Origin of the sequence: Actinophytocola xanthii (assembly GCF_001921205.1) — a bacterium.
In the GTDB taxonomy this organism is placed as follows: domain Bacteria; phylum Actinomycetota; class Actinomycetes; order Mycobacteriales; family Pseudonocardiaceae; genus Actinophytocola; species Actinophytocola xanthii.
Map to the genome: position 1 here is coordinate 1 of NZ_MSIE01000057.1, position 23,155 is coordinate 23,155.

At 71.9% G+C, this 23,155-nt stretch carries 21 protein-coding genes and 2 pseudogenes; 22 read left to right on the forward strand and 1 reads right to left on the reverse strand.

The features are described 5' to 3' along the window. Positions 1-108: 108 nt before the first annotated feature. Positions 109-198, reverse strand: a pseudogene (locus tag BU204_RS42420) (IS982 family transposase); the annotation flags it as partial. A 238-nt stretch (positions 199-436) separates the two neighbouring features. Here BU204_RS42420 and ftsY point away from each other — a divergent pair. The 22 genes and pseudogenes from ftsY (at position 437) to BU204_RS27745 (ending at position 23,155) form a co-directional block, all read left to right on the forward strand. Further along, positions 437-1,771: a signal recognition particle-docking protein FtsY gene (gene ftsY, locus BU204_RS27640; RefSeq protein WP_075128698.1), complete on the forward strand. Its 1,335-nt coding sequence runs from the start codon at positions 437-439 to the stop codon at positions 1,769-1,771. 5 nt (positions 1,772-1,776) lie between these two features. Further along, on the forward strand, positions 1,777-2,364 hold the full coding sequence (locus BU204_RS27645) for a nitroreductase family protein (RefSeq protein ID WP_075128699.1): 588 nt from the start codon (positions 1,777-1,779) through the stop codon (positions 2,362-2,364). 20 nt (positions 2,365-2,384) lie between these two features. Beyond that, positions 2,385-3,962, forward strand: a complete 1,578-nt coding sequence (aceB, locus tag BU204_RS27650) for a malate synthase A (RefSeq protein ID WP_075128700.1) — start codon at positions 2,385-2,387, stop codon at positions 3,960-3,962. Positions 3,963-3,965: 3 nt separating this feature from the next. Beyond that, positions 3,966-5,201 carry a DUF6986 family protein gene (locus BU204_RS27655; RefSeq protein WP_075128701.1) on the forward strand — a complete coding sequence of 412 codons (1,236 nt, stop codon included), beginning with the start codon at positions 3,966-3,968 and terminating at the stop codon, positions 5,199-5,201. Next, on the forward strand, positions 5,198-6,526 hold the full coding sequence (gene allB, locus BU204_RS27660; protein WP_075128702.1) for an allantoinase AllB: 1,329 nt from the start codon (positions 5,198-5,200) through the stop codon (positions 6,524-6,526). The genes BU204_RS27655 and allB overlap by 4 nt, the downstream gene beginning before the upstream one ends. Continuing rightward, positions 6,523-7,494, forward strand: a pseudogene (alc, locus tag BU204_RS27665) (allantoicase); the annotation flags it as partial. The gene allB and the pseudogene alc, both read left to right, overlap by 4 nt. A 293-nt stretch (positions 7,495-7,787) precedes the next feature. Beyond that, entirely contained in the window at positions 7,788-9,242 is a 1,455-nt protein-coding gene (locus tag BU204_RS27670) for a bifunctional phosphatase PAP2/diacylglycerol kinase family protein (protein ID WP_233160673.1), read from the forward strand. A gap of 328 nt (positions 9,243-9,570) precedes the next feature. Beyond that, on the forward strand, positions 9,571-10,899 hold the full coding sequence (locus tag BU204_RS27675) for an ammonium transporter (protein ID WP_075128703.1): 1,329 nt from the start codon (positions 9,571-9,573) through the stop codon (positions 10,897-10,899). Then, on the forward strand, positions 10,896-11,234 hold the full coding sequence (locus BU204_RS27680) for a P-II family nitrogen regulator (protein ID WP_075128704.1): 339 nt from the start codon (positions 10,896-10,898) through the stop codon (positions 11,232-11,234). Before BU204_RS27675 ends, BU204_RS27680 begins: the two co-directional genes overlap by 4 nt. After that, positions 11,234-13,651, forward strand: a complete 2,418-nt coding sequence (locus BU204_RS27685) for a [protein-PII] uridylyltransferase (protein WP_083661693.1) — start codon at positions 11,234-11,236, stop codon at positions 13,649-13,651. The genes BU204_RS27680 and BU204_RS27685 overlap by 1 nt, the downstream gene beginning before the upstream one ends. Positions 13,652-13,819: 168 nt before the next feature. Next, on the forward strand, positions 13,820-15,454 hold the full coding sequence (gene ffh, locus BU204_RS27690; RefSeq protein WP_083661694.1) for a signal recognition particle protein: 1,635 nt from the start codon (positions 13,820-13,822) through the stop codon (positions 15,452-15,454). Between the two features lie 6 nt (positions 15,455-15,460). After that, positions 15,461-16,522, forward strand: a complete 1,062-nt coding sequence (locus tag BU204_RS27695; protein WP_198943017.1) for an amidohydrolase family protein — start codon at positions 15,461-15,463, stop codon at positions 16,520-16,522. Between the two features lie 77 nt (positions 16,523-16,599). Further along, complete coding sequence (locus BU204_RS27700) at positions 16,600-17,358, forward strand: CPBP family intramembrane glutamic endopeptidase (RefSeq protein ID WP_075128705.1); 759 nt, start codon at positions 16,600-16,602, stop codon at positions 17,356-17,358. A 153-nt stretch (positions 17,359-17,511) separates the two neighbouring features. Further along, entirely contained in the window at positions 17,512-18,000 is a 489-nt protein-coding gene (rpsP, locus tag BU204_RS27705; RefSeq protein ID WP_075128706.1) for a 30S ribosomal protein S16, read from the forward strand. Next, the gene (locus tag BU204_RS27710; protein WP_075128707.1) at positions 17,997-18,236 is read left to right on the forward strand and encodes an RNA-binding protein; all 240 of its coding nucleotides are present in this window, start codon (positions 17,997-17,999) and stop codon (positions 18,234-18,236) included. The genes rpsP and BU204_RS27710 overlap by 4 nt, the downstream gene beginning before the upstream one ends. Continuing rightward, positions 18,233-18,751, forward strand: a complete 519-nt coding sequence (rimM, locus tag BU204_RS27715) for a ribosome maturation factor RimM (RefSeq protein ID WP_143229797.1) — start codon at positions 18,233-18,235, stop codon at positions 18,749-18,751. Before BU204_RS27710 ends, rimM begins: the two co-directional genes overlap by 4 nt. Further along, positions 18,752-19,528, forward strand: coding sequence for a tRNA (guanosine(37)-N1)-methyltransferase TrmD (gene trmD / locus BU204_RS27720; RefSeq protein WP_075128708.1), 777 nt, complete (start codon positions 18,752-18,754; stop codon positions 19,526-19,528). A gap of 127 nt (positions 19,529-19,655) precedes the next feature. Next, positions 19,656-20,015 (forward strand): 50S ribosomal protein L19, encoded by a 360-nt coding sequence (gene rplS, locus BU204_RS27725; RefSeq protein ID WP_075128709.1) that lies wholly within the window; start codon positions 19,656-19,658, stop codon positions 20,013-20,015. 43 nt (positions 20,016-20,058) lie between these two features. Beyond that, positions 20,059-21,114 (forward strand): signal peptidase I, encoded by a 1,056-nt coding sequence (gene lepB / locus BU204_RS27730; protein WP_233160675.1) that lies wholly within the window; start codon positions 20,059-20,061, stop codon positions 21,112-21,114. 18 nt (positions 21,115-21,132) lie between these two features. After that, positions 21,133-22,056: a signal peptidase I gene (lepB, locus tag BU204_RS27735; protein ID WP_083661696.1), complete on the forward strand. Its 924-nt coding sequence runs from the start codon at positions 21,133-21,135 to the stop codon at positions 22,054-22,056. Positions 22,057-22,076: 20 nt separating this feature from the next. After that, complete coding sequence (locus BU204_RS27740) at positions 22,077-22,835, forward strand: ribonuclease HII (protein ID WP_198943018.1); 759 nt, start codon at positions 22,077-22,079, stop codon at positions 22,833-22,835. Next, on the forward strand, positions 22,832-23,155 hold the full coding sequence (locus BU204_RS27745) for a DUF2469 domain-containing protein (RefSeq protein ID WP_075128711.1): 324 nt from the start codon (positions 22,832-22,834) through the stop codon (positions 23,153-23,155). The genes BU204_RS27740 and BU204_RS27745 overlap by 4 nt, the downstream gene beginning before the upstream one ends.

The following is a 23,155-nucleotide window of genomic DNA, read 5'->3' on the forward strand; positions in this document are numbered from 1 at the left end:
GCCACACCCTACAACTGCCAACGAACTACCGACTCAGGACACTAGATGTTTGATTCCGTGAAGTTGGTGTTAGTGGTCGTAGGCGATCAGTGAGCGTTTGCTGGTCGAGCGACGCTCACCGTCAAAGCGCAATAACGCCTGGGCCACAGCCACGGTCAGTAACTCACTGTCGGTAAACAACGGACGGCGACCCGGCCCAACTGATCTTTGGGTGTGGACCCGTCATCAGCGGGCACGAGTGACGCGAAAGTGGGCCAGCCCGTTGGAAAAGGCCACCAGGTGAAGAAATTTCCTTTCCGACCCTCTTGCTGGTTGCGGATCGCCGTGTGAATACGTCGCGGTGCGAAGGGACAGCCGATGTCGAGCCTGGTCGAAGCCCTGGCCCAGCCACCTCCGCCCGGCGTCGGTCACCGCCTGGTCCTGCGGTGATGCGAGGATGGCTGACGTGTCGAGCACTGTGATCGTGGTCATCGTCGTCGTTGCTGTGTTGGTGTTGCTCGCGCTGGTCGTGGGGCTGACGCTCACCCGGCGGCGGCGGATCAGCCTGACCGAGCAGGAGCCGGTCGAGCTGGAGAAGCCGAAGGGCTACCAGGCCGGCGCCGGGATCAGCCTCGCCCCCGGCGGGCAGCAGGCACCGTCCGTGCCTCCCGGCCCGACCACCAGCGAGCCGATCACCGCCCCGGTCCCGACCCAGTCACCGACCCAGACACCGCTCACGCCGACCCAGACGCCGACGGCCGAGCCGCTCACCGAGCCGGTGCCGTCGGCGACCACACCGGTCACCGAAGAGGTACCGGTCGAGCCGCTGCCGACCACCCCCGCCCCCACCGAGGAGATCGCCCCGACCACCGGCCGCCTCGAGCGGCTCCGGGGGCGTCTCTCTCGGTCCCGCTCCACGTTCGGCACCGGCCTGCTCGGCCTCCTCGGCGCCGGCGACCTCGACGAGGACTCCTGGACCGAGGTCGAGGACACCCTCCTGCTCGCCGACCTCGGCGCGGCCACCACCCAGGAGGTCGTCGACCGCCTGCGGGCCGAGCTGGTCGCCCGGGGCGTCCGCACCCCCGAGCAGGCGCGCGCGCTCCTCCGCGAGGTCCTCGTCGACGCCCTGCACCCCGAGATGGACCGCGCCGTCCGCGCCCTCCCGCACGAGTCCAACGGCACCAAGCTCCCCGCCGTCGTCCTGGTCACCGGGGTCAACGGCACCGGCAAGACCACCACCACCGGCAAGCTCGCCCGCGTCCTGGTCGCCGACGGGCGTTCGGTCGTCCTCGGCGCCGCCGACACGTTCCGGGCCGCGGCCACCGAGCAGCTCGCCACCTGGGCCGAACGCGTCGGCGCCGAGGTCGTCCGCGGCAAGGAGGGCTCCGACCCGGCCGCGGTCGCCTTCGACTCGGTCAAGCGCGGGGTCCAGACCGGGGTGGACGCCGTGCTGGTCGACACCGCGGGCCGGCTGCACACCAAGACCGGGCTGATGGACGAGTTGGGCAAGGTCAAGCGCGTCGTCGAGAAGCAGACCAGGGTCGACGAGGTGCTCCTCGTCCTCGACGCCACCACCGGCCAGAACGGGCTCACCCAGGCCCGCGTGTTCGCCGACGTCGTCGACGTCACCGGCATCGTGCTCACCAAGCTCGACGGGACCGCCAAGGGCGGCATCGTCTTCCAGGTCCAGCGCGAGCTCGGCGTTCCGGTCAAGCTCGTCGGCCTCGGCGAGGGCGCCGACGACCTCGCCCCGTTCGAGCCCGGGGCGTTCGTCGACGCGTTGCTAGGCTGACGAACGTGGAGTTCCAGGACGTCGTGCGCAAGCGGCGGATGGTGCGCCGCTACCAGAACCGCCCGGTACCCGCCGAGATCCTCGACCGGATCCTGCGCAACGCCACCCGCGGCCCGTCCGCCGGCTTCTCCCAGGGGCAGGCCTTCCTCGTCCTCGAGGGCGAGGACCTGGCCCGGTTCTGGGCGGTCGGCTCGTCCTGGGCCATGGCCAGCGTCCGGGAGACCGCCCCGCTGGTGATCGTGCCGTTCTCCTGCAAGCGGGTCTACCTCGACCGCTACGCCGAGCCCGACAAGGGCTGGACCGACCGCGACGAGTCCCGCTGGCCCATGCCGTTCTGGCACATCGACACCGGCATGGCCGCGCTGCTGATCCTGCAGACCGTCGTCGACGAGGGGCTCGGCGCGCTCTACTTCGGCATCGGACCCGACGACATCGCGCCGTTCCGCGAGGCCTTCGGCGTCCCGGACGACTACGAGCCGATCGGCGCGATCTCCATCGGCTACCCGGACGAGCCGGAGATCCACCCCGGCAGCTCGGCCCGCCGCCGGCCACGCCGAGACCGTGACGAACTCATCCACCGCGGGCGGTGGTGATCGGACCTAGGGTGTAACCCATGGTCGACACCCAGGTACTCGGCGAATCGGTCGAGCGGAGCGAGGAGATACTGACCCCGGCGGCGCTGGAGTTCGTCGGGGAGCTGCACACGCGGTTCGCCGCGCGGCGCGACGAGCTGCTCGCCGCCAGAGCGGAGCGGCGGGCGGAGGCGTCGCGCACCGGACGGCTGGACTTCCTGCCGGAGACGGCCGAGGTGCGCGAGTCGGAGTGGCGGGTCGCGCAGGCGCCGCCGGACCTGACCGACCGTCGGGTGGAGATCACCGGCCCGACCGAGCGCAAGATGGCGATCAACGCGCTCAACTCGGGCGCCCGCGTCTGGCTCGCGGACCTGGAGGACGCCAACACCCCGCACTGGCACAACGTCGTCTCCGGCCAGGTGAACCTGTTCGACGCGGTCCGCGGCACGATCAGCTTCACCTCCCCGGAGGGCAAGGAGTACGCGCTCAAGGAGGACGTGCGGCCCGCCGTGATCGTGATGCGGCCCCGCGGCTGGCACCTCGACGAGCGGCACCTCACCGTCGACGGCCGCCGCGCGGTGGGTGCCCTGGTCGACTTCGGGTTCTACTTCTTCCACAACGCCAAGGCACTCCTCGAGCGCGGCAGCGGTCCCTACTTCTACCTGCCCAAGATGGAGAGCCACCTCGAGGCGCGGCTGTGGAACGACGTGTTCACCTTCGCCGAGGAGCGGCTCGGCATCCCGCACGGCACCGTCCGGGCCACCGTGCTGATCGAGACGATCCCGGCCGCGTTCGAGATGGAGGAGATCCTCTACGAGCTGCGCGAGCACGCCTCCGGACTCAACGCCGGCCGCTGGGACTACCTGTTCAGCCTGATCAAGTACTTCCGCGACGCCGGGTCCGACTTCGTGCTGCCCGACCGCAACGACGTGACGATGACCGCGCCGTTCATGCGTGCCTACACCGAGCTGCTCGTGCGCACCTGCCACAAGCGCGGCGCGTTCGCGATGGGCGGGATGGCAGCGTTCATCCCCAACCGCCGCGACCCCGAGGTCACCGAGAAGGCACTGGCCAAGGTGCACGACGACAAGCGGCGCGAGGCAGGCGACGGGTTCGACGGCTCCTGGGTGGCGCATCCGGACCTGGTCGACATCTGCGCCGAGGAGTTCGGCGCGGTGCTCGGCGAGCGCCCGAACCAGCTCGACCGCCTGCGGGAGGACGTCTCGGTCACCGCCGAGCAGCTGCTCGACGTGAAGTCCACGCCCGGCGCCGCCACCGAGGCCGGTCTGCGGGCGGCTGTCGACGTCGGCGTGCGGTACCTGGCGTCGTGGCTGTCCGGCAACGGTGCGGCCGCCATCCACAACCTGATGGAGGACGCGGCGACCGCCGAGATCTCCCGCTCCCAGGTATGGCAGTGGGTGCGCAACGGCGTCGTGCTGGACACCGGTGCGCAGGTCAGCACCGACCTGGTCCGCTCGGTACTGGGCTCGGTGCGCGACGAGCTCACCGAGGCGTTGCCCGCCGAGTTCCTGGAGCCGGCGGTCGAGCTGTTCGAACAGGTGGCGCTGGCCGAGGAGTTCCCCGACTTCCTCACCCTGCCCGCCTACGAGCGGATCTGACCCGTGCGTACCTCCCTGGACGGCGCCGCGCTCGCCGGGATCGCCCACCGGCTGTCCGAGGTGGACACCGCCCGGGTGGCCAGGTACCCCGGCGACGCGGCCGGCCGCCAACCCGTGCACACCTGCTACGTGCCGGCCGATCAGGTGGTCGGCGACGTGGCCGAGGCGTGGGGCGCGGCCGCGCTGGCCGCGATCGAGGAACACGCCCCGGACCCGGCGGCGTTCGCCGGCCTGTTCGGGCTGCCGGGCGAGCTCGCGGAGGCGGTACACGCCAAGGTGGTCGCGAAGCTGCGGCTGGAACCGGTGGAGGACCTGCGGATCGACTTCGAGGACGGCTACGGGGTCCGGCCGGACGCCGACGAGGACGCCGACGCGCTGCGTTGCGCGGACCTCGTCGCCGGCTGGCCGGTCCCACCGCCGTGGGTGGGGCTGCGGTTCAAGTCGTTCGACACGCCCGAGCTGTTCGCCCGGGGAGTGCGCACGCTGGACCTGTTCGTCACCGCGCTCGGCCGGGCGCCGGTACTGACCTTCCCGAAGGTCACCGACGTCGCCCAGGTCGCCGCGCTGGTGGACGTGTTGGGGTTGCTGGAGTCCCACCTCGGGCTGGCCGAGGGCGCGCTGCGGTTCGAGATCCAGGTCGAGACCACGCAGTCCATCGTGGACTCCGAGGGGCGGCTGGCCGTCCCTCGGTTCCTCGAGGCCGGGCGGGGACGGGTGAGCGGACTGCACTTCGGCACCTACGACTACACGGCGGCCTGCGGGCTGCCCGCCGCCGAGCAGCACCTCGCCCACCCAGCCTGCGACTTCGCCCGGCACGTCATGCAGGTCAGCGCGGCGGGCACCGGCGTACGCCTGTCCGACGGGTCGAGCAACGTGCTGCCGGTGGGGAACCGGGACGCGGTGACCGAGGCGTGGCGTACGCACTACACGCTCGTCCTGCGGTCGCTGGCCAACGGCTTCCACCAGGGCTGGGACATGCACCCCGCGCAGCTGGTCACCCGGTACGCGGCGAACTTCGTCCACCACCTGGAGAGCGCACCGGCCGACGCCGCCCGGCTGCGGGCCTATGTGGACTCCACCGGCGGCGGGGTGCTGGACGAGCCGGCGACGGCCCAGGCGCTGGCCTCCTCGCTGCGCCGTGCGGTGGACTGCGGTGCGCTCTCCAGCGACGAGGTCAGGGGCCTGTGCGGGCTGTCCGAGGTGGAGCTGGACGCGCTTGGCCGTCGGGAACCGCTGTGACCAGGGCCGACCTGGCGTTCCACGCCCCCCGCGTGATCACTCCGGGCGGCGAGGAGCCGGGCTGGGTCGCCGTCCGGGACGGGGTGGTCGTCGAGGTCTCGCCGAGCCCTGTGCCGGCGGAACGGGTCGTCGAGCTCGCCGAGGACGAGGTACTGCTGCCCGGTCTCGTCGACACCCACGTCCACGTCAACGACCCCGGGCGCACCGACTGGGAGGGCTTCCCCAGCGCGACCAGGGCTGCCGCCGCCGGCGGGGTCACCACGCTGATCGACATGCCGCTCAACAGCGTCCCGCCGACCACGGATCTCGCCGCGCTGGCGATGAAGCGGGCCGTCGCCCGCGACCGCATCCACGTCGACGTCGGCTTCTGGGGCGGTGCCGTCCCCGGAAACCTGGGCGAGCTGATCGGGCTGCACCAGGCCGGGGTGTTCGGCTTCAAGTGCTTCCTGCTGCACAGCGGAGTCGACGAGTTCGGCTTCCTCGACCCCGACGAGCTGGGGGACGTGCTCCGGCTGCTGCACGGCGTCGACGCGCTCACGATCGTGCATGCCGAGGACCCCGAGGTCATCGCGAACGCCCCGCCGGCGGCCGGCCGCCGCTACGCCGACTTCCTCGCCTCCCGCCCCGCGGCGGCCGAGGACAGCGCGATCGCCACCGTCATCGACCGCGCCCGCACCGCCGACGCCAGGGTGCACGTCCTGCACCTGTCCTCGTCGGACGCGCTGCCGCTGGTCGCCACGGCCCGGCGCGACGGGGTCCGCCTCACCGCCGAGACCTGCCCGCACTACCTGACCCTGCGCGCCGAGGACATCCCCGACGGCGCCACCCAGTTCAAGTGCTGCCCGCCCATCCGCGACTCGGCCAACCAGGACCGGCTCTGGCAGGCCCTGGCCGACGGCGTGGTCGACTGCGTGGTCAGCGACCACTCGCCCTCCCTCGCCTCGCTCAAGCGCCTGGACACCGGCGACTTCGGCCGGGCCTGGGGCGGCATCGCCGGCCTGCAGCTGGGCCTGCCGGCCATGTGGACCGAGGCCTCGGCCAGGGGTGTCCCGTTGTCCACAGTGGTGGGCTGGATGTCGGCGGCCCCCGCCGACCTGGTCGGCCTGCGGCACAAGGGCCGCATCGAGCCCGGCCGCGACGCCGACCTGTGCGTGTTCGCCCCCGACGCCGAGTTCACCGTCGACGCGGCGGCACTCCACCACCGCAACCCGGTCACGGCCTACGACGGCCGCCGGCTGCGTGGTGTCGTCCGCTCGACGTGGCTGCGCGGCCGCGAGGTCACCGGCGAGCCGGGCGGGCGCCTGCTCGTGCGAGGGCTGGCATGAGCGGCCCGGCGGCCTGGACCGCGCTGCCCGACCTGGCGTCGCGGCGGGTGGGCGGCAGCGTCGTGTGGGCCAACGACGAGCTGTTCGCCGAGCGGGAGAACCTGGTCCGGGCAAGCGAGCCGGTGTTCCAGCCGGCCACGTTCGGCCACAAGGGACAGATCTACGACGGGTGGGAGACCCGCCGACGCCGGGACACCGGGACCGACCAGGCCGTGGTCCGCCTCGGCCTGCCCGGCGTGGTGCGCGGCGTCGTGGTCGACACGGCGTTCTTCACCGGGAACTACCCGCCGTTCTGCGCTGTCGACGCCTGCGCGGTGGAGGGCTACCCCAGCCCGGCGGAGCTGGCGGAGGCCGAGTGGCACCCGCTCGTACCCCGCTCGCCCCTGGCCGGCGACACGAAGAACCCCTTCGCCGTCGAGGACCAGCACCGCTTCACCCACGTCCGGTTGACGATCATTCCCGACGGGGGAGTGGCCCGCCTGCGCGTGCACGGTGAGCCGGTGGCCGACCCGCGCTTCCTCGACCTGGGCTGGGTCGACCTGGCCGCGCTGGAGAACGGCGCGACGATCTCCGGGTGCAGCAACATGTTCTACTCCTCGCCGGCCAACCTCATCTCGCCCGGCTTCGCCGCGGTGATGGGGGAGGGCTGGGAGACCGCGCGCCGCCGCGACGAGGGCAACGACTGGGTGTCGGTCCTGCTGGCCGGCCCCGGCGTGCCCAGGATGGCGGAGCTGGACACCAGCCACTTCAAGGGCAACGCGCCCGGCTGGGCGTCGCTGACCGCCGGTGACCGGGTGCTGCTCGACCGGACCCGGCTCCAGCCGGACACCCGGCACCGCTTCCTGCTCCCGGAAACCGCGGAGGTGAGCGAGGTCCGGATGGATGTCTACCCGGACGGCGGGATGGCCCGCCTGCGGATCTGGGGGTCGCTGGGCACGACCGGCCGTACCGAGTTCGTCCTGCGCTGGTTCAACCTGCTCCCGGCGAGCCAGGCCCGCGCCGTCCTCGTCGGCGCCGGGGCGGCCGAGCCCGACGCCGTGGCGACGGTCGACGCTCGCCCGCTCACCGCGCCGCCGCTGCACGGCCCGCTCGCCGCGATCTGCTCGGGACGGCCAAGAGGGCTACCGTTGCCGGAGTGATCAGAGCAGCACTGTTCGAAGCAGGCCGACGGGCCGCACTTCGTCGGGATGAGAGACGTCATCGACGGAGCCCGGCCGGACTTGCGACCAGTGTTGGGAGAATTCGCCGGTCCTACTGGCGCGTGGGGCGCGTCGACGCCGAGCTCGTGCGGCGCAGCGGCGAGCTGCCGCCGACCCCGTTCGACACCCTGTTCCGCCGGCTGGGCCGGGCTGCCGACCACAGCAAGCTCTGGTTCGCCGTCGCGGCCCTGCTCGTCGCCCGCAAGGGGGCGACCCGGCGGGCCGGTCTGCGCGGTCTCGCCGCGATCGGCGGGGCCAGCTTCTCCGCGAGCCTGGTCGCCAAGCGGCTGTTCCCGCGCCGCCGGCCGGCCGCCGAGCTGCTGCCCGTGCACCGCCGGATGACCCGGCGGCCCACCTCCTCGTCCTTCCCCTCCGGGCACTCCGCCTCGGCGTTCGCGTTCGCCTCGGCCGTGGCCATGGAGCACGGCCCGATCGGCGCCGTCGTGTTCCCGGCGGCGGCACTGGTCGGGTACTCCCGCGTGCACACCGGCGTCCACTGGCCGAGCGACGTCGCCGCCGGCGCGGCGATCGGTGTCGGCGCGGCCTGGGCCACCCGGCACTGGTGGCCGCACGGCGCCGGTCTGCCCGAGCAGAGCGAACCGCCGGTCGACGTGCCCGAGGTCGGCGACGGGAGCGGCCTGGTGGTCCTGGTGAACCCCGCGTCCGGAACCGACAACGTCGACCCCACAGCGGAGATCATCGCGATGTGGCCGGAGGCGGAGATCATCCGCATCGAGCCCAACACCGACCCGGTCAAGGCCATGACCACCCGCCTCGACCAGGGCGGGGTCCGGGCGGTCGGCGCCGCCGGCGGCGACGGCACGGTGACCGCTGTCGCCGACCTCGCCGTGCGCTACGCGTTGCCACTGGTCGTCGTGCCGGCCGGCACGCTCGACCACTTCGCCCGGGACCTGGGAGTCGACGGGCCGGCGGACACCCGCGACGCCACCCAGGTGGGCGCGGCGGTGAGCGTGGACGTCGCGGAGGTGGCCGTCGAGCGCCGGGAGAGCACCGAGCGGATCACGTTCATCAACACCGCGAGCCTGGGCGGCTACCCGGAGCTGGTGCGGCTGCGGGAGAAGCTCGAGTCCCGCTGGCCGAAGTGGTTCGCCGCGGCGGTGGCCATGCCGCGCACCCTGCGCCGCGCCCAGCCGCTGCCGATCCTGCTCGACGGCGAGTTCAAGCTGGTCTGGATGTTGTTCGTGGGCAACGGCTCCTACCAGCCCAAGGGCTTCGGCGCGGCCCGCCGCGCCAGCCTGTCCTCGGGCAAGCTCGACGTCCGGTACCTGCGGGCGGACCTCCCGTACTCGCGTGCCCGCTTCGTCCTCGCCGCCCTCACCGGCACGCTGCAGACCAGCCACGTGTACCGGCACTTCGAGGCCCCGGCGACCGAGGTCACCCTGCTCGGCCCCGACCGCAGGATCGCCACCGACGGCGAGGTCGGCCCGAGCGGCAGCCGGTTCACCTTCCGGGTCCGCCCGCGCTCGCTCTCGGTCTACCGCCTGCCGCCGCCCTAGGGCACGTCCACACAGCCCTCGATCGCGGTCTTCGCGCCCAGCCCGCCGCTGGCCACGTTGTCGGACAGGCCGAGTACGACCCGGTACGAGGCCCGCCCTCCGCCTTGCCAGCGACGACCTGGATCACGAAGCCCATCGACCGGGACTGTGCGGACGCGCCCTAGCGAGCCCGCCCAAACCCGGAAACCTGGTCGTAACACGATCACGGCGACAGTTCACCGGCGTGAAACGTGGCACGCGATCCTGCGAAACGTCCCTTCTCGATGCTCCTCCGCAAGGTCGAAGGCCGCCGGGGGCAGGGCCAAGGGGACGTACAAGAGGAGGAAGCGTGGAAGGGAATACGGCCTGGGTGCTCACCAGTGCCGCCCTGGTGCTGTTGATGACGCCGGGTCTGGCGTTCTTCTACGGCGGCATGGTGCGTACCAAGAGCGTGCTCAACATGCTGATGATGTGCTTCGGTGCGATGGCCGTCGTCGGCGTGCTGTGGGTGGTCTTCGGCTACTCGCTGGCTTTCGGCGACGACGTCACCGGTGGCCTGTTCGGCGACGTGACCCAGTACCTCGGGCTGAGCGGGCTGCTCGGCGGTGAGGCGCTCTCGGGCACCGCGTTCGTCGCGTTCCAGGGCATGTTCGCGATCATCACGGTCGCGCTGATCGCGGGCGCGATCGCCGACCGGGCCCGCTTCGGTGCCTGGCTGGTCTTCGCCGCCCTGTGGGCGACGCTGGTCTACTTCCCGGTCGCGCACTGGGTCTTCGACTTCAGCAACGACTCCGGCCACGTCGGCGGCTGGATCGCCAACGACCTGGTCGCGCTCGACTTCGCCGGCGGCACCGCGGTGCACATCAACGCCGGTGCCGCCGCGCTGGCCCTGGCCATCGTGCTCGGCAAGCGCCGCGGCTGGCCCAAGGAGCCGATGAAGCCGCACAACCTGCCGTTCGTGATGCTCGGCGCCGGCCTGCTCTGGTTCGGCTGGTTCGGGTTCAACGCCGGCTCGGCGCTGGGCGCCAACGGCCTCGCGGGCCTCGCGTTCATCAACACCCTCGCCGCGACCTGCGCCGCGATCCTGGGCTGGCTGCTGATCGAGCGGCTCCGGGACGGGCACGCGACCAGCCTCGGTGCCGCTTCCGGTGTCGTCGCCGGTCTGGTCGGGATCACCCCGGCCTGTGCCTTCGTCGACATCTGGGGTGCGCTCGCGATCGGTGTGATCGCCGGTGCGGTCTGCGCGCTCGCCGTCGGCCTCAAGTACCGGTTCGGCTTCGACGACTCCCTCGACGTGGTCGGCGTTCACCTGGTCGGTGGTCTCGTCGGCACGCTGCTGATCGGGTTCTTCGGCACGGTCGGCGTGAACGAGCTGGGCGCGGACGGCCTGTTCTACGGCGGGGGCCTCACCCAGCTGGGCAAGCAGGCGGTCGGCGCCGGCGCGGTCCTGGCCTACTCGTTGGTGGCGACGTTCGTCATCGGCTTCCTGATCAAGGTCACAATGGGCTTCCGGGTCGACGAGGAGGCCGAGGTCAACGGCATCGACGAGGCCGAGCACGCGGAGAGCGCCTACGAGTTCTCCGGGGTGCGCAGCGGGTCCTCGGGGATGACCAGGGCCGCGGACACCCTCGCCGGCAAGGTCCCGTCCAACGCGCGCAAGGAAGGCGTTACGCCATGAAGCTGGTCACGGCGATCATCAAGCCGTTCACGCTGGACGACGTGAAGGCCGCGCTGGAGCAGGTCGGTGTGCTTGGCATGACCGTAAGCGAGGTCCAGGGCTACGGCCGGCAGAAGGGTCACACCGAGGTCTACCGCGGCGCCGAGTACTCGGTCGACTTCGTGCCCAAGGTCCGGGTGGAGGTGCTGGTCGACGACACCCTCGGGGACAAGGTGGTGGACGCCGTGGTTGAGGCGGCGCGCACGGGCAAGATCGGTGACGGCAAGGTCTGGGTCACGCCGGTGGACACCGTGGTCAGGGTGCGCACCGGGGAGCGCGGCACCGACGCCCTCTGATGTCGCTGAAGGGGGAGGGGGCGGCCGGACGGGCCGGAGCGCCGGTTCCGGCCGCCCCCACCGCCGCCGACCTGGTTCTCGCCCGCGACCGCCTGCTCGGCGGGCGCGGGCCGAACCAGGCGGGACGGCTCGCGCCGGAGGCACTGCGCGAAGCGCTGACCGACCTCCACGAGTTCTGGCTGACCGTGCACGCCGCCCACGCGGGCATCCGGCCGGACACCCCGGGAATCGCCCTGGTCGCGGTCGGCGGGCTCGGCCGCCGCGAGCTCGTTCCCTACTCCGACCTCGACCTGGTGCTCGTGCACGCCGGCGAGAACGGTCCGGCCGGCGACGTGAGTACGGCCGCCGAACAGCTCTGGTATCCGCTGTGGAACTCCGGAGTCGGGCTGGACCACTCGGTGCGCACCGTGCGGGAGGCTCTCGAGGTCGCCGCCAAGGACCTGCGGACCGCGCTCGGCCTGCTCGACGCCCGGCATCTCGCCGGGGATCCCGAGATCAGCCGGCAGCTCGCCGACCAGGCCAGGGAGGCCTGGCGGGCGGGGGTGCGCCGGCGCTTCGAGGAGATGGTCGACTCCGCCCGCGAACGCTGGCGACGCAGCGGCGAGGTCGCGCACTGGGTCGAACCGGACCTCAAGCACGGCCGGGGCGGGCTGCGTGACCTGGCCATGCTCGACGCGCTCGCGCTGGCCCAGCTCGTCGACCGCCCGGCCGGTGAGGTCGCCCAGGCCCGCAAGCTGCTGCTGGACACGCGGACCGAGCTGCGCCGGATCGCCGGGCGGCCGCGGGACGTGCTGATGCCCCAGGACGGCGACGAGGTCGCCAGCGTGCTCGGCCTGGGAGACCGTTTCGCCCTGGCCAGGGCGCTGTCCGGGGCGGGGCGAGCCGTCGCCTACGCGCTCGAGGTGGCGTTGCGTGCCGGTCAGCAGGTCGGCAACCGCCGGGTCCTCGGCGTCCTGCGCCGCGCGCCGGCCAGACGACCGCTGGCCGAGGGGGTGGTGCTGCACGCGGAGGAGGTCACGCTCGCCCGCGACGCCGACCCGGCCAGGGACCCCGGCCTGCTGCTGCGGGTGGCCGCCGCCGCGGCACGCAGCGGCCGGCCGATCGCACCGAGCGCGCTGTCCCGGCTGAGCGAGTCCGCGCCCGAGCTGCGTGGCCCGTGGCCGGCGGAGGTCCGCCAGGAGCTGGTGTCCCTGCTCGGCGCGGGGGAGGGCCTGATCGACGTGGTCGAGGCGTTGGACCGGACCGGGCTCTGGGCGCGGCTGTTCCCCGAATGGGGCGCGGTCCGCGACCTGCCGCCGCGCGACGCCGCCCACCTCTGGACGGTGGACCGGCACCTCGTCGTCGCCACCGCCAACGCCGCCAGGCTGGTCACCACCGTCTCCCGGCCCGACCTCCTGCTGATCGGCACCGTCCTGCACGACATCGGCAAGGGGCGCGACGCCGACCACTCGGTCGTCGGCGCCGCGCTCGCGACCCAGGTCGGGGAGCGGCTCGGGCTGTCCGAGGAGGACGTGGCCACGCTGTCGGCGATGGTCCGCCACCACCTGCTGCTGCCGCACACCGCGACCCGGCGCAACATCGCCGACGAGGTCACCGTCCGCCGGGTTGTCGACACGCTCGACGGCGACCCCGTGCTGCTCGAGCTCCTGCACGGGCTGGCCGAGGCCGACTCGCTCGCGACCGGGCCGGGGGTCTGGTCGGACTGGAAGGCGGCGCTGGTGGCCGAGCTCGTCGCCCGCTGCCGGGAGGTGATGGCCGGCGGGGGCCACGAGGGACCCAAGCCCCTGGACACGCAGGCCCAGGCGCTCGCCCAGGCGGTTGCCGGGTCGGGCAGGCCCGACGTGCTGATCGACACCAGCGGCTCGGTCGCGACGGTCACGATGCTCGCCCCCGACCACCCCGGGCTGCTCTCGCGCGCGGCCGGCGTCCTCGCGCTGAACTCGCTCAAGGTGCACGCGGCCGAGCTGCGGTCGCACGGCGGGGTGGCTGTCGACACCTTCGCCGTGTCCCCGCGGTTCGGCCGGCTGCCGGACGCGGGCCTGCTGCGCGAGCAGTTCACCCGCGCGGTGTCCGGGTCGCTGCCGCTGGCCGAGAAGCTCGCCGCCAAGGAACGCGACTACGCCGACCGGCTCGACGACCCGCCGGAGCCGCGGGTGCTGTGGTTCGACGGGGAGACCGGCGATGGGACCGCGGCGGTCGTGCTCGAGCTCCGCTCCGCGGACCGGCTCGGCCTGCTGCACGGGGTCGCCGAGGTGTTCGAGCGCCGCGGGGTGGACGTGGTGTGGGCGAGGGCGATGCAGGTCGGCGGCACGGCCATCGCGTCGTTCTCCCTCGCGGTCTCGCCGAGCGCGGGCGGGGACACCGCGAGTGCGGAGTGGCGGCGTGGGGTCGAGCGGGCCGTCCTCGCCGTCTGCTGAGTAGTTCCACCCGGTGCGAACAGGGGACGATCACGCTCCCGGCGGGCCGTCAGGTCGGCGAGGCTGTGTTCCGCACACCGGGGTGGATGTGCGGAATCGGGACGGGGCTCGTCGAGGGGTCGAGCCCGTCCCGATGTCCACCTCCCGGCAGCGACTACCCTCGACGTCGTGTTCGACACTCTCTCCGACCGGCTCACCTCGGTCCTGCAGAACCTGCGTGGCCGGGGCCGGCTGTCCGAGGCCGACATCGACGCCACCGCACGCGAGATCAGGATCGCGCTGCTGGAGGCGGACGTCGCGCTGCCCGTGGTGCGGACGTTCATCGCCAACGTCAAGGAACGTGCCAAGGGTGCGGAGGTCTCCGCGGCGCTGAACCCGGCGCAGCAGGTCGTCAAGATCGTCAACGAGGAGCTGGTCGGCATCCTCGGCGGGGAGACCAGGCGGCTCTCCCTGGCCAAGACCCCGCCGACGGTGATCATGCTCGCCGGCCTGCAGGGTTCCGGTAAGACCACGCTGGCCGGAAAGCTCGCCAAGCACCTCGTCGGGCAGGGCCACACGCCGCTGCTCGTCGCGTGCGACCTGCAGCGACCCAACGCGGTGACCCAGCTGCAGGTGGTCGGCGAGCGGGCGGGGGTGCCGACCTTCGCCCCCGAGCCGGGCAACGGCGTCGGGGACCCGGTCGACGTCGCGCGCCGCTCGATCGAGGAGGCCCGGCGCGCGCAGCACGACGTGGTCATCGTCGACACCGCCGGCCGGCTGGGCGTCGACGAGGAGATGATGCGCCAGGCCGCCCAGATCCGTGAGGCCGTGCAGCCCGACGAGGTGCTGTTCGTGGTCGACGCGATGATCGGTCAGGACGCGGTAACCACGGCCGAGGCCTTCCGCGACGGTGTCGGCTTCACCGGTGTCGTGCTCACCAAGCTCGACGGCGACGCCCGCGGTGGTGCCGCGCTCTCGGTCCGCGAGGTCACCGGTCAGCCGATCATGTTCGCCTCCAACGGCGAGAAGCTCGAGGACTTCGACACCTTCCACCCGGACCGGATGGCCTCGCGCATCCTCGGCATGGGCGACGTGCTCACGCTGATCGAGCAGGCCGAGCAGGTGTTCGACCACCAGCAGGCCGAGGCGGCCGCGGCCAAGATCGGCACCGGCGAGCTGACCCTGGAGGACTTCCTCGAGCAGATGCTCGCCGTCCGCCGGATGGGACCGATCGCGAACCTGCTCGGCATGCTGCCCGGCGCCGGCCAGATGAAGGACCAGCTGGCCCAGGTCGACGACAAGCACCTGGACCGGTTGCAGGCGATCATCCGCGGCATGACCCCGGCCGAGCGCCAGGACCCGAAGATGATCAACGCGTCCCGTCGCCAGCGCATCGCGCGCGGCTCGGGCGTCGCGGTGCGTGACGTCAACGACCTGGTCAACCGGTTCTTCGAGGCGCGCAAGATGATGCAGCAGATGGCCGGCCGGTTCGGCCTGCCGGGCGCGAACCGGGTGAGCAAAACGCGCAAGGGCAAGAAGGGGAAGAAAGGGAAGGGGCGCGGGCCCACCCCGCCCAAGATGCGTGGCGGCCTGCCCGGGATGCCGGGGATGCCCGGAATGCCCGGGATGCCGGGCGGCATGCCGGACCTGTCCCGGATGCCACCGGGCCTCAACGAGCTCCCGCCCGGCCTGGCCGGCCTCGACCAGATCCCGCCCGGCTTCGACCCGAAGAAGTTCCGGCTGCCCAAGGACAAGGACGACAAGGACAAGGACGACAAGGGCAAGGACGACAAGGGCAAGAACGACAAGGGCAAGGGCGAGTAGGCCGCCGTGACCGCCCTGCACCTGCGTGGTGTCGTGCTCCCCGACGACGTGGAGCGCGACCTGTGGATCGTCAACGGCCGCATCCGGACCGAGCCGGTGCCGGGCGCGGAGACCGTCGTCGACGGCGGCTACCTGCTGCCGGGCCTGGTGGACGCGCACTGCCACGTGGGGATCGCCGAGGACCTCGCGCAGGCAGCGGCCCACGCCGAGACCGACCGCGACGCCGGCGCCCTGCTGATCCGGGACTGCGGTTCCCCGATCGACACGAGCCCGCTGCAGGAGCGCCTCGACCTGCCCCGACTGATCCGGGCCGGCCGGCACATCGCCCGGCCCAAGCGCTACATCCGCGGCCTCGCCGAGGAGCTCGACGACCCGGCGCTGCTGCCCGAGGTCGTGGCCGAGCAGGCCGCGATCGGCGACGGCTGGGTGAAGCTGGTCGGCGACTACATCGACCGCGAGGTCGGCGACCTGGCGCCGTTGTGGCCAGACGACGTACTGGCCGAGGCCATCCGGGTGGCGCACGAGGCGGGGGCGCGGGTGACCGCGCACGTGTTCGGCTCCGACGGCCTGCTGAGCCTCATCGAGGCCGGCATCGACTGCATCGAGCACGGAACGGGCCTGACCGACGAGACGATCGCCGCGATGGTGGAGCACGGGACCGCGCTGGTCCCCACGCTGATCAACATCGAGACGTTTCCGGGCATCGCGGCCGGTGCCAGCAAGTACCCCCGCTACGCCGGGCACATGCTCGACCTCTACGGCCGCGTCCGCCGCACGGTCGGCAGCGCGATCGAGGCCGGCATCCCCGTCTATGCCGGAACCGACGCCGGAGGTGGCATCGCCCACGGTCGCATCGTCGACGAGATCATCGCCCTGCACGAGACCGGCATGAGCCGCGAGCAGGCCCTCGCCGCGGCCTCCTGGTCGGCCCGATCGTGGCTCGGCTGGTCCGGCATCCAGGAGTCCTCGGCCGCCGACATCGCGGTCTACGCGACCGACCCGCGAACGGACCTCACGACGCTGCGCACCCCCACCCACCTGTTCCTCCGGGGTCGCCTCCTCCCGTGACCGCCGTCCCCGCCGGGTCATGATCTGATCCACCTCTGGTCCAGATCGAAACGCGCGAACGGACTACTCTCAGGTAGATGACGACCGAACGGGAAGTGACGGAGCCCACGGACTCCCCGCCCGCCGACCCTCCGGTTCGGACTCACCGCTGGGGTTTCGGGGCGTTCCTGCTCGTCTTCGCCGTGTTCGTGCTCTCCGCGGTGGTGATCGGCGCGCTCTTCGGCACCGTCGCCCCAGGCAGCCTCGACTCGGTGACGGTCGTCCTGGTCGGCACGATGGTTCCCACGGTCCTCGCCACGGGGACCGCCCTGCTCGTCACCAAGCTGCGGGGCAACGGCCCGAAGATCGACCTGCGCTGGTCACTCACCCGGGAGGACCTGCGCGCCGGCGTCAAGTTCGGTGCGATCGGGCTGGTCTGCACCACGATCGCGGCCGTGCTCTGGACCAACTTCGTCGGCGAGGAGAACGCCAGCTCGGCCGTCGGACGGCTGGTGGAGAACGAGCGCATGCCGCTCGCCGCCGCCATCCTGCTGTTCCTGTTCGTCTGGCTGCTCGCCCCGATCGGCGAGGAGATCATCTACCGCGGCCTGCTCTGGGGAGCGCTCGAGCGGCTCGCCCTCGGTCGGTGGCTGGTGTTCGTCCTCACCACGGTCATCTTCGCGATCAGCCACCTCGAGCCGCTGCGCACCTCGCTCCTGCTGGTGATCGGCATTCCGATCGGCCTGGCCCGGCTGTTCACCGGGCGGCTCGGCGCCAGCATCGTCGCCCACCAGATCAACAACTTCCTGCCGGCGCTCGCCGTACTGCTGGTCGCGACCGGGGTCATGCCGGCCTGAGGCGAGCCGTCTGGCAGAATGTACGGCTGTCCGTCGTGGTCGGACCCTCTCACCGTGCCATGGCGCCACCGAACTTGGGGCACCAGCGCCTCCGCAATCCCCACGCGGGTTCGCCGGTGCCCGGAACCATCATCGACAGGAGCACCACAACCAGTGGCAGTCAAGATCAAGCTGCAGCGCCTCGGCAAGATCCGGGCGCCGTACTACCGCGTGGTCGTCGCCGACTCGCGTACCCGCCGCAGCGGCAAGGCCATCGAGACGATCGGCCGGTACCACCCGAAGGACGAGCCGAGCCTGATCGAGGTCGACTCCGATCGCACCCAGTACTGGCTCGGCGTCGGCGCCCAGCCGACGGAGTCGGTCCAGCGGATCCTGGAGATCACCGGCGACTGGCAGAAGTTCAAGGGCCTGCCGGGCACCGAGGGCACGCTCAAGCACGCCGAGGGCAAGCCGAGCAAGCAGGAGCTGTTCGACGCCGCCCTCAAGGCCGCGGGCGAGGAGCCGACCACCGAGGCCACCACCCCGAAGAAGAAGGGCGGCGCCCGGAAGTCCGAGGCCAAGAAGGACGAGGCCAAGAAGGACGAGGCCAAGGACACGGCCAAGGACGCCGCTGCGGATGAGGGTGCCAAGGACGAGTCGTGAGCTTCCTCGCTGACGCTCTCGAGCACCTCGTCCGGGGCATCGTCGACAACCCGGACGACGTGCGCGTCGAGCTCGTGACGACCCGCCGCGGTCGCACGCTCGAGCTGCACGTCAACCCCGACGATCTCGGCAAGGTCATCGGCCGCGGCGGCCGCACGGCCACCGCGCTGCGCACCGTGATGGCCGGAATCGGCGGTCGCGGTATCCGAGTGGACGTCGTCGACACCGACCAGTGAGCGAGCTTCTGCTGGTCGGCCGGGTGGCCAAGGCCCACGGCATCACCGGTGAGCTGGCTGTCGACATCCACACCGACTCACCGGAGGAGCGCTTCGCGCCCGGGGCCGTGCTCTCCGCACGGCTCCGGGACCGCTCGGTCCGCCCGGTCACCGTCACGACGGCCCGTCCGCACTCGGGCCGGTTGCTGGTCCGGTTCGCCGAGGTGCCCGACCGGACGACGGCCGAGACCCTGCGCGGCGCCCAGCTGTTGGTCGACGCCGCCGACCTTCCTCCCTCCGACGACCCCGACGCGTACTACGACCACGAGCTCGAGGGCCTCGCCGCCGTGCTGGCCGACGGGACCGAGGTCGGACGCGTCAAGGAGGTCGCCCGCATGCCGGCCGGCGAGCTGCTGGTCGTCGACCGCGGCGAGGGCGGCGAGGTGCTGGTCCCGTTCGTCCGCGAGATCGTCCCCACCGTGGACATCGCCGGCGGACGCGTGGTGCTGGACCCGCCGGAAGGCCTGCTGAGCTAAGTGCGCATCGACGTCGTCACGATCTTCCCCGAGTACCTGGACCCGCTGCGCCAGGCGCTCCTCGGCCGCGCCATCGAGCGCGGTCTGCTCTCCCTCGAGGTCCACGACCTGCGGGCCTGGACCCACGACGTGCACAAGGCCGTCGACGACAGCCCGTACGGCGGCGGCCCCGGCATGGTGATGAAGCCGCAGGTCTGGGGTGAGGCGCTGGACGAGCTCTGCGCGGAGGGAACGCCTCGCCTCGTCGTCCCGACCCCCGCCGGTCGCCCGTTCACCCAGGCGCTCGCCCGCGAGTACGCGGCGGAGGAGTGGCTGATGTTCGCCTGCGGCCGGTACGAGGGCATCGACCAGCGTGTTCTGGACGACGCGGCGCGCCGGATGCCGGTCGACGAGGTGTCGATCGGCGACTACGTGCTGGTCGGCGGCGAGGTCGCGGTCATGGTCATGGTCGAGGCGCTCGCCCGCCTGCTGCCCGGCGTGCTGGGCAACCCGGCCTCCGCCGAGCAGGACTCGTTCTCCGACGGGCTCCTCGAGGGCCCGAGCTACACGCGCCCTGAGGTGTGGCGCGACCTCGCGGTGCCGGAGGTGCTGCGCTCGGGCAACCACGGCGCGATCGACCGGTGGCGTCGCGAGCAGGCGCTGGCCAGGACCTTCCACCGCCGGCCGGAGCTGCTGGAGGCGTTGCCGGAGGGCGCCCTGGACAAGCACGACCGGGCTCACCTGGCCCGACTGCGGTCGGCGGACGATCCCGGTTTCGATGCCGCCGGTCGTGCATGACATACTGGTCTGACTGCTGCGACCGGGCGGCCCCTCGGCGCACTCGACGTTGACTCCCCAGGTTGACACCGTGGCGGATCGCCGCGCGTGCCTGGGACGTACGAACGACATGAGGACGGATACACCGATGAACACCCTGGATGCCCTGGACGCCAAGTCGCTGCGCTCCGACATCCCGGACTTCCGCCCGGGCGACACGCTGAAGGTCCACGTCCGCGTCATCGAGGGCTCCCGCGAGCGGGTCCAGGTCTTCAAGGGCGCCGTCATCCGCCGTCAGGGCGGGGGCATCCGGGAGACCTTCACGGTCCGCAAGATCTCCTTCGGCGTCGGCGTCGAGCGCACCTTCCCGGTGCACTCCCCGAACATCGCCCAGATCGAGGTCGACCGCCGCGGTGACGTCCGCCGCGCGAAGCTCTACTACCTCCGCGAGCTCCGCGGCAAGGCCGCGAAGATCAAGGAGCGGCGCGAGCCCGCCTCGACCTCCTGAGCGGGTGCCGCCACGTCTCCTCGAACTCCCGTAGCCTGGATTCGTGGTCACCCCAGTGCACTCGCACACCCCAGAGGATGATCCGGACCCCGACCGGAAGGCCCCAGAGGCCGGCTCCGGTTCCGGGTCGGAGGGCGAGACCTCGGGTGAGGCCATTTCTCGTGAGGCTGGTGACGGTTCCGGCGACGGTTCTGTAGATGACGCCGGCGACGGTTCTGAGGATGGCTCCGTCGCCGAGACCGAGTCGACGCGCCGGGGCCGGCACCGGCGGCCGGCGAAGAAGCAGCCGCTGTGGCGTGAGCTGCTCACCCTGTTCGCGGTGGCGATGCTGCTGACCTTCCTCATCCAGCACTTCCTGGGCAGGGTCTACTCGATCCCGTCGGGTTCGATGGAGCAGACCCTGCACGGCTGCACGGGATGTACCGGAGACCGGGTGCTGGTCGACAAGCTCGTCTACCGGTTCCGTGACCCCCAACCGGGTGACGTCGTCGTCTTCAAGGGTCCCGAGGCGTGGACCGAGAACGACATCCAGGTGCCGCGGTCGGACAACATCCTCGTCCGCGGGCTGTCGCAGGTCGGCGCGCTCGTCGGGCTCGCCCCGCCGGACGAGCGTGACTTCGTCAAGCGAGTGATCGCGGTCGGCGGCCAGGTCGTCCAGTGTTGCGACGAGCAGGGGCGCGTGATGGTCGACGGGCGGCCCCTGGACGAGCCCTACGTCTACTGGCAGAACGGCATGGCCAACGGCCGGCAGCGCTTCGACCGGGTACTGGTGCCGGAGGGCACCATCTGGGTGATGGGGGACAACCGCAACGACTCCTGCGACTCCACCTGCCAGGGCGGCGGTGGAACCCGCGGGGCCGTGCCGGTGGACAACGTGATCGGCAAGGCGCGGTACATCGTGCTGCCGCCGTCCCGCTGGCAGGGCGTCGGCGACCACAACCCCCAGGGCGAGCGCGCGACCGCGATCGGCGCCCCCTCCTGGCAGCAGGGCCTGCCCGCCGCGCTCGGTCTGCTGGTCGCGTGGCCCGCGCTCCGACTGGGCCGGCGGCTGCGCTGGGTGCTCACCCCAGCACGCCGCAACGATCCGCCCGAATCCTGACCCCGGTAGTCTGCACCCGTGGCTGACGTCGCGCATTCCGGTAACAGCAGGGACAACGAGGACGAGGGAGACGACCAGCCTGAGCTGGATCGTGATCCCCTCGTCGCGCGCGGCCACCGGCGGAAGAAGCAGCGTTCTTTCTGGAAGGAACTGCCGATCCTGGTCGGCGTCGCGCTCCTGCTCGCACTGCTCATCCAGACCTTCATCGCGCGCGTGTTCGTCATCCCGTCCGAGTCGATGGAGCAGACCCTGCACGGCTGTGCGGGCTGCTACGGGGATCGCGTGCTGGTCGACAAGCTCGTCTACAACTTCACCGAGCCGGAGCCTGGTGAGGTGGTGGTGTTCGAGCGCCCCAGCAGCTGGAACCAGTCGGAATTCCAGGCCAACCGGTCCAGCAACGCGTTCGTGTCGTGGCTGCAGGACATCGGTGCGGCGTTCGGGCTGGCCGCGCCGGACGAGGACGACGTGGTCAAGCGGATCGTCGCCGTCGGTGGGCAGCGGGTGGAGTGCTGCGACGAACAGAACCGGGTGCTCGTCGACGGGGAGCCGCTGGACGAGCCCTACGTCTTCTGGACGCCGATCGCCGCCCGCACCCAGGAGTCCTTCCCGCCGATCACCGTGCCCGACGGGCAGCTGTTCGTGCTGGGCGACAACCGCAACAACTCCTGCGACTCGCGGTGCCAGGGCGGGGGTGGCGCCAACGGCATGGTTCCGGTGGACAACGTCATCGGCAAGGTGCGGTTCATCGTGCTGCCGCCGTCGCGGTGGCGGGGTGTGGGGGACCACGACCCGCAGGTGAACGCCGTCGCGTTGCAGGCCGCGCCGCTGGGCGTCGGACTGGTCGCCGCGTGGCCCACGCTGTGGGTCGGCCGTCGGGTCCGGACCGCGCTGAAGTCCATGCGATCGGGTGAGACCGCACGGTCGTCGGGAGACGAACCGTGACGCTGGCCCACCTCCACTGGCTGGAGTCCCGCCCACCGCGGGCCATCCTTCGGCGTGACTCGGGCAACTGGGCGTTACAGGCCGCGCTGGACCGCCGCGGCCTCGGCCCGGTGGCGGGGGTCGATGAGGCAGGACGCGGGGCGTGCGCCGGTCCGCTGGTCATCGCCTCCTGCGTGCTGCGCCCGGGTGACGCGGCCCGCTTCGAGGGCCTGACGGACTCCAAGCTGCTGACGGCCGCGGCCCGGGACCGCATGTACGACCTGGTCCTGCGGCGCGCGCTCGACTACGCGGTGGTCGTCGTGCCGGTCGAGGAGGTCGACCAGCTCGGCGTGCACGTGTCGAACATCGAGGGGATGCGCCGGGCGATCGCCCAGCTGCGCGTCCACCCGGGATACGTGCTGATCGACGGCTTCCGGGTGCCCGGCCTGACCGCGCCGAGCATCCCGGTGATCAAGGGCGACCAGGCGGTGGCCTGCGTCGCGGCGGCGTCGGTTCTGGCCAAGGTGACCAGGGACCGGATAATGACCGAGTTGCACGAGTCGCTCCCGGTGTACGGCTTCGACGAGCACAAGGGGTACTGCACGGGTGCGCACAGCGCGGCGCTGGCGGCGCACGGCCCGAGCCCCGCACATCGCTGGTCGTACGTCAACGTGGCGGCGGCGGGGATGGCGCACGGCCTGCGTCCCCCGCACCCGGTGGCCTTGAGTGTGGCGGCGGCCGCCGTGGTTCAGAATGGGAGGTCGACCCCCGTCGAGCAGGAGGAGCGCGAAACCGCATGAGCGCGGAGGATCTCGAGAAGTACGAGACCGAGATGGAGTTGCAGCTCTACCGGGAGTATCGCGACATCGTCGGCCAGTTCTCCTACGTTGTGGAGACAGAGCGCCGGTTCTACCTGGCCAACGGCGTGGACGTGCAGGTACGCGACTCGAACGGTGAGGTGTACTTCGAGGTCCGGATGTCCGACGCGTGGGTCTGGGACATGTACCGACCAGCGCGGTTCGTCAAGAACGTCCGGGTCATCACGTTCAAGGACGTGAACGTCGAGGAGCTGGACAAGCCCGACCTCAGGCTGCCCGAAGAGGGCCCCTTCGGCACCTAG

Excerpts from the sequence above, each read along its gene's own strand:
- BU204_RS27745 (WP_075128711.1), top strand. The coding sequence starts at position 22,832 with ATGAGCGCGGAGGATCTCGAGAAGTACGAGACCGAGATGGAGTTGCAG.
- rplS (WP_075128709.1), top strand. The coding sequence starts at position 19,656 with ATGAACACCCTGGATGCCCTGGACGCCAAGTCGCTGCGCTCCGACATC.
- ftsY (WP_075128698.1), top strand. The coding sequence starts at position 437 with ATGGCTGACGTGTCGAGCACTGTGATCGTGGTCATCGTCGTCGTTGCT.
- BU204_RS27700 (WP_075128705.1), top strand. The coding sequence starts at position 16,600 with ATGACGACCGAACGGGAAGTGACGGAGCCCACGGACTCCCCGCCCGCC.
- aceB (WP_075128700.1), top strand. The coding sequence starts at position 2,385 with ATGGTCGACACCCAGGTACTCGGCGAATCGGTCGAGCGGAGCGAGGAG.
- BU204_RS27685 (WP_083661693.1), top strand. The coding sequence starts at position 11,234 with ATGTCGCTGAAGGGGGAGGGGGCGGCCGGACGGGCCGGAGCGCCGGTT.
- BU204_RS27680 (WP_075128704.1), top strand. The coding sequence starts at position 10,896 with ATGAAGCTGGTCACGGCGATCATCAAGCCGTTCACGCTGGACGACGTG.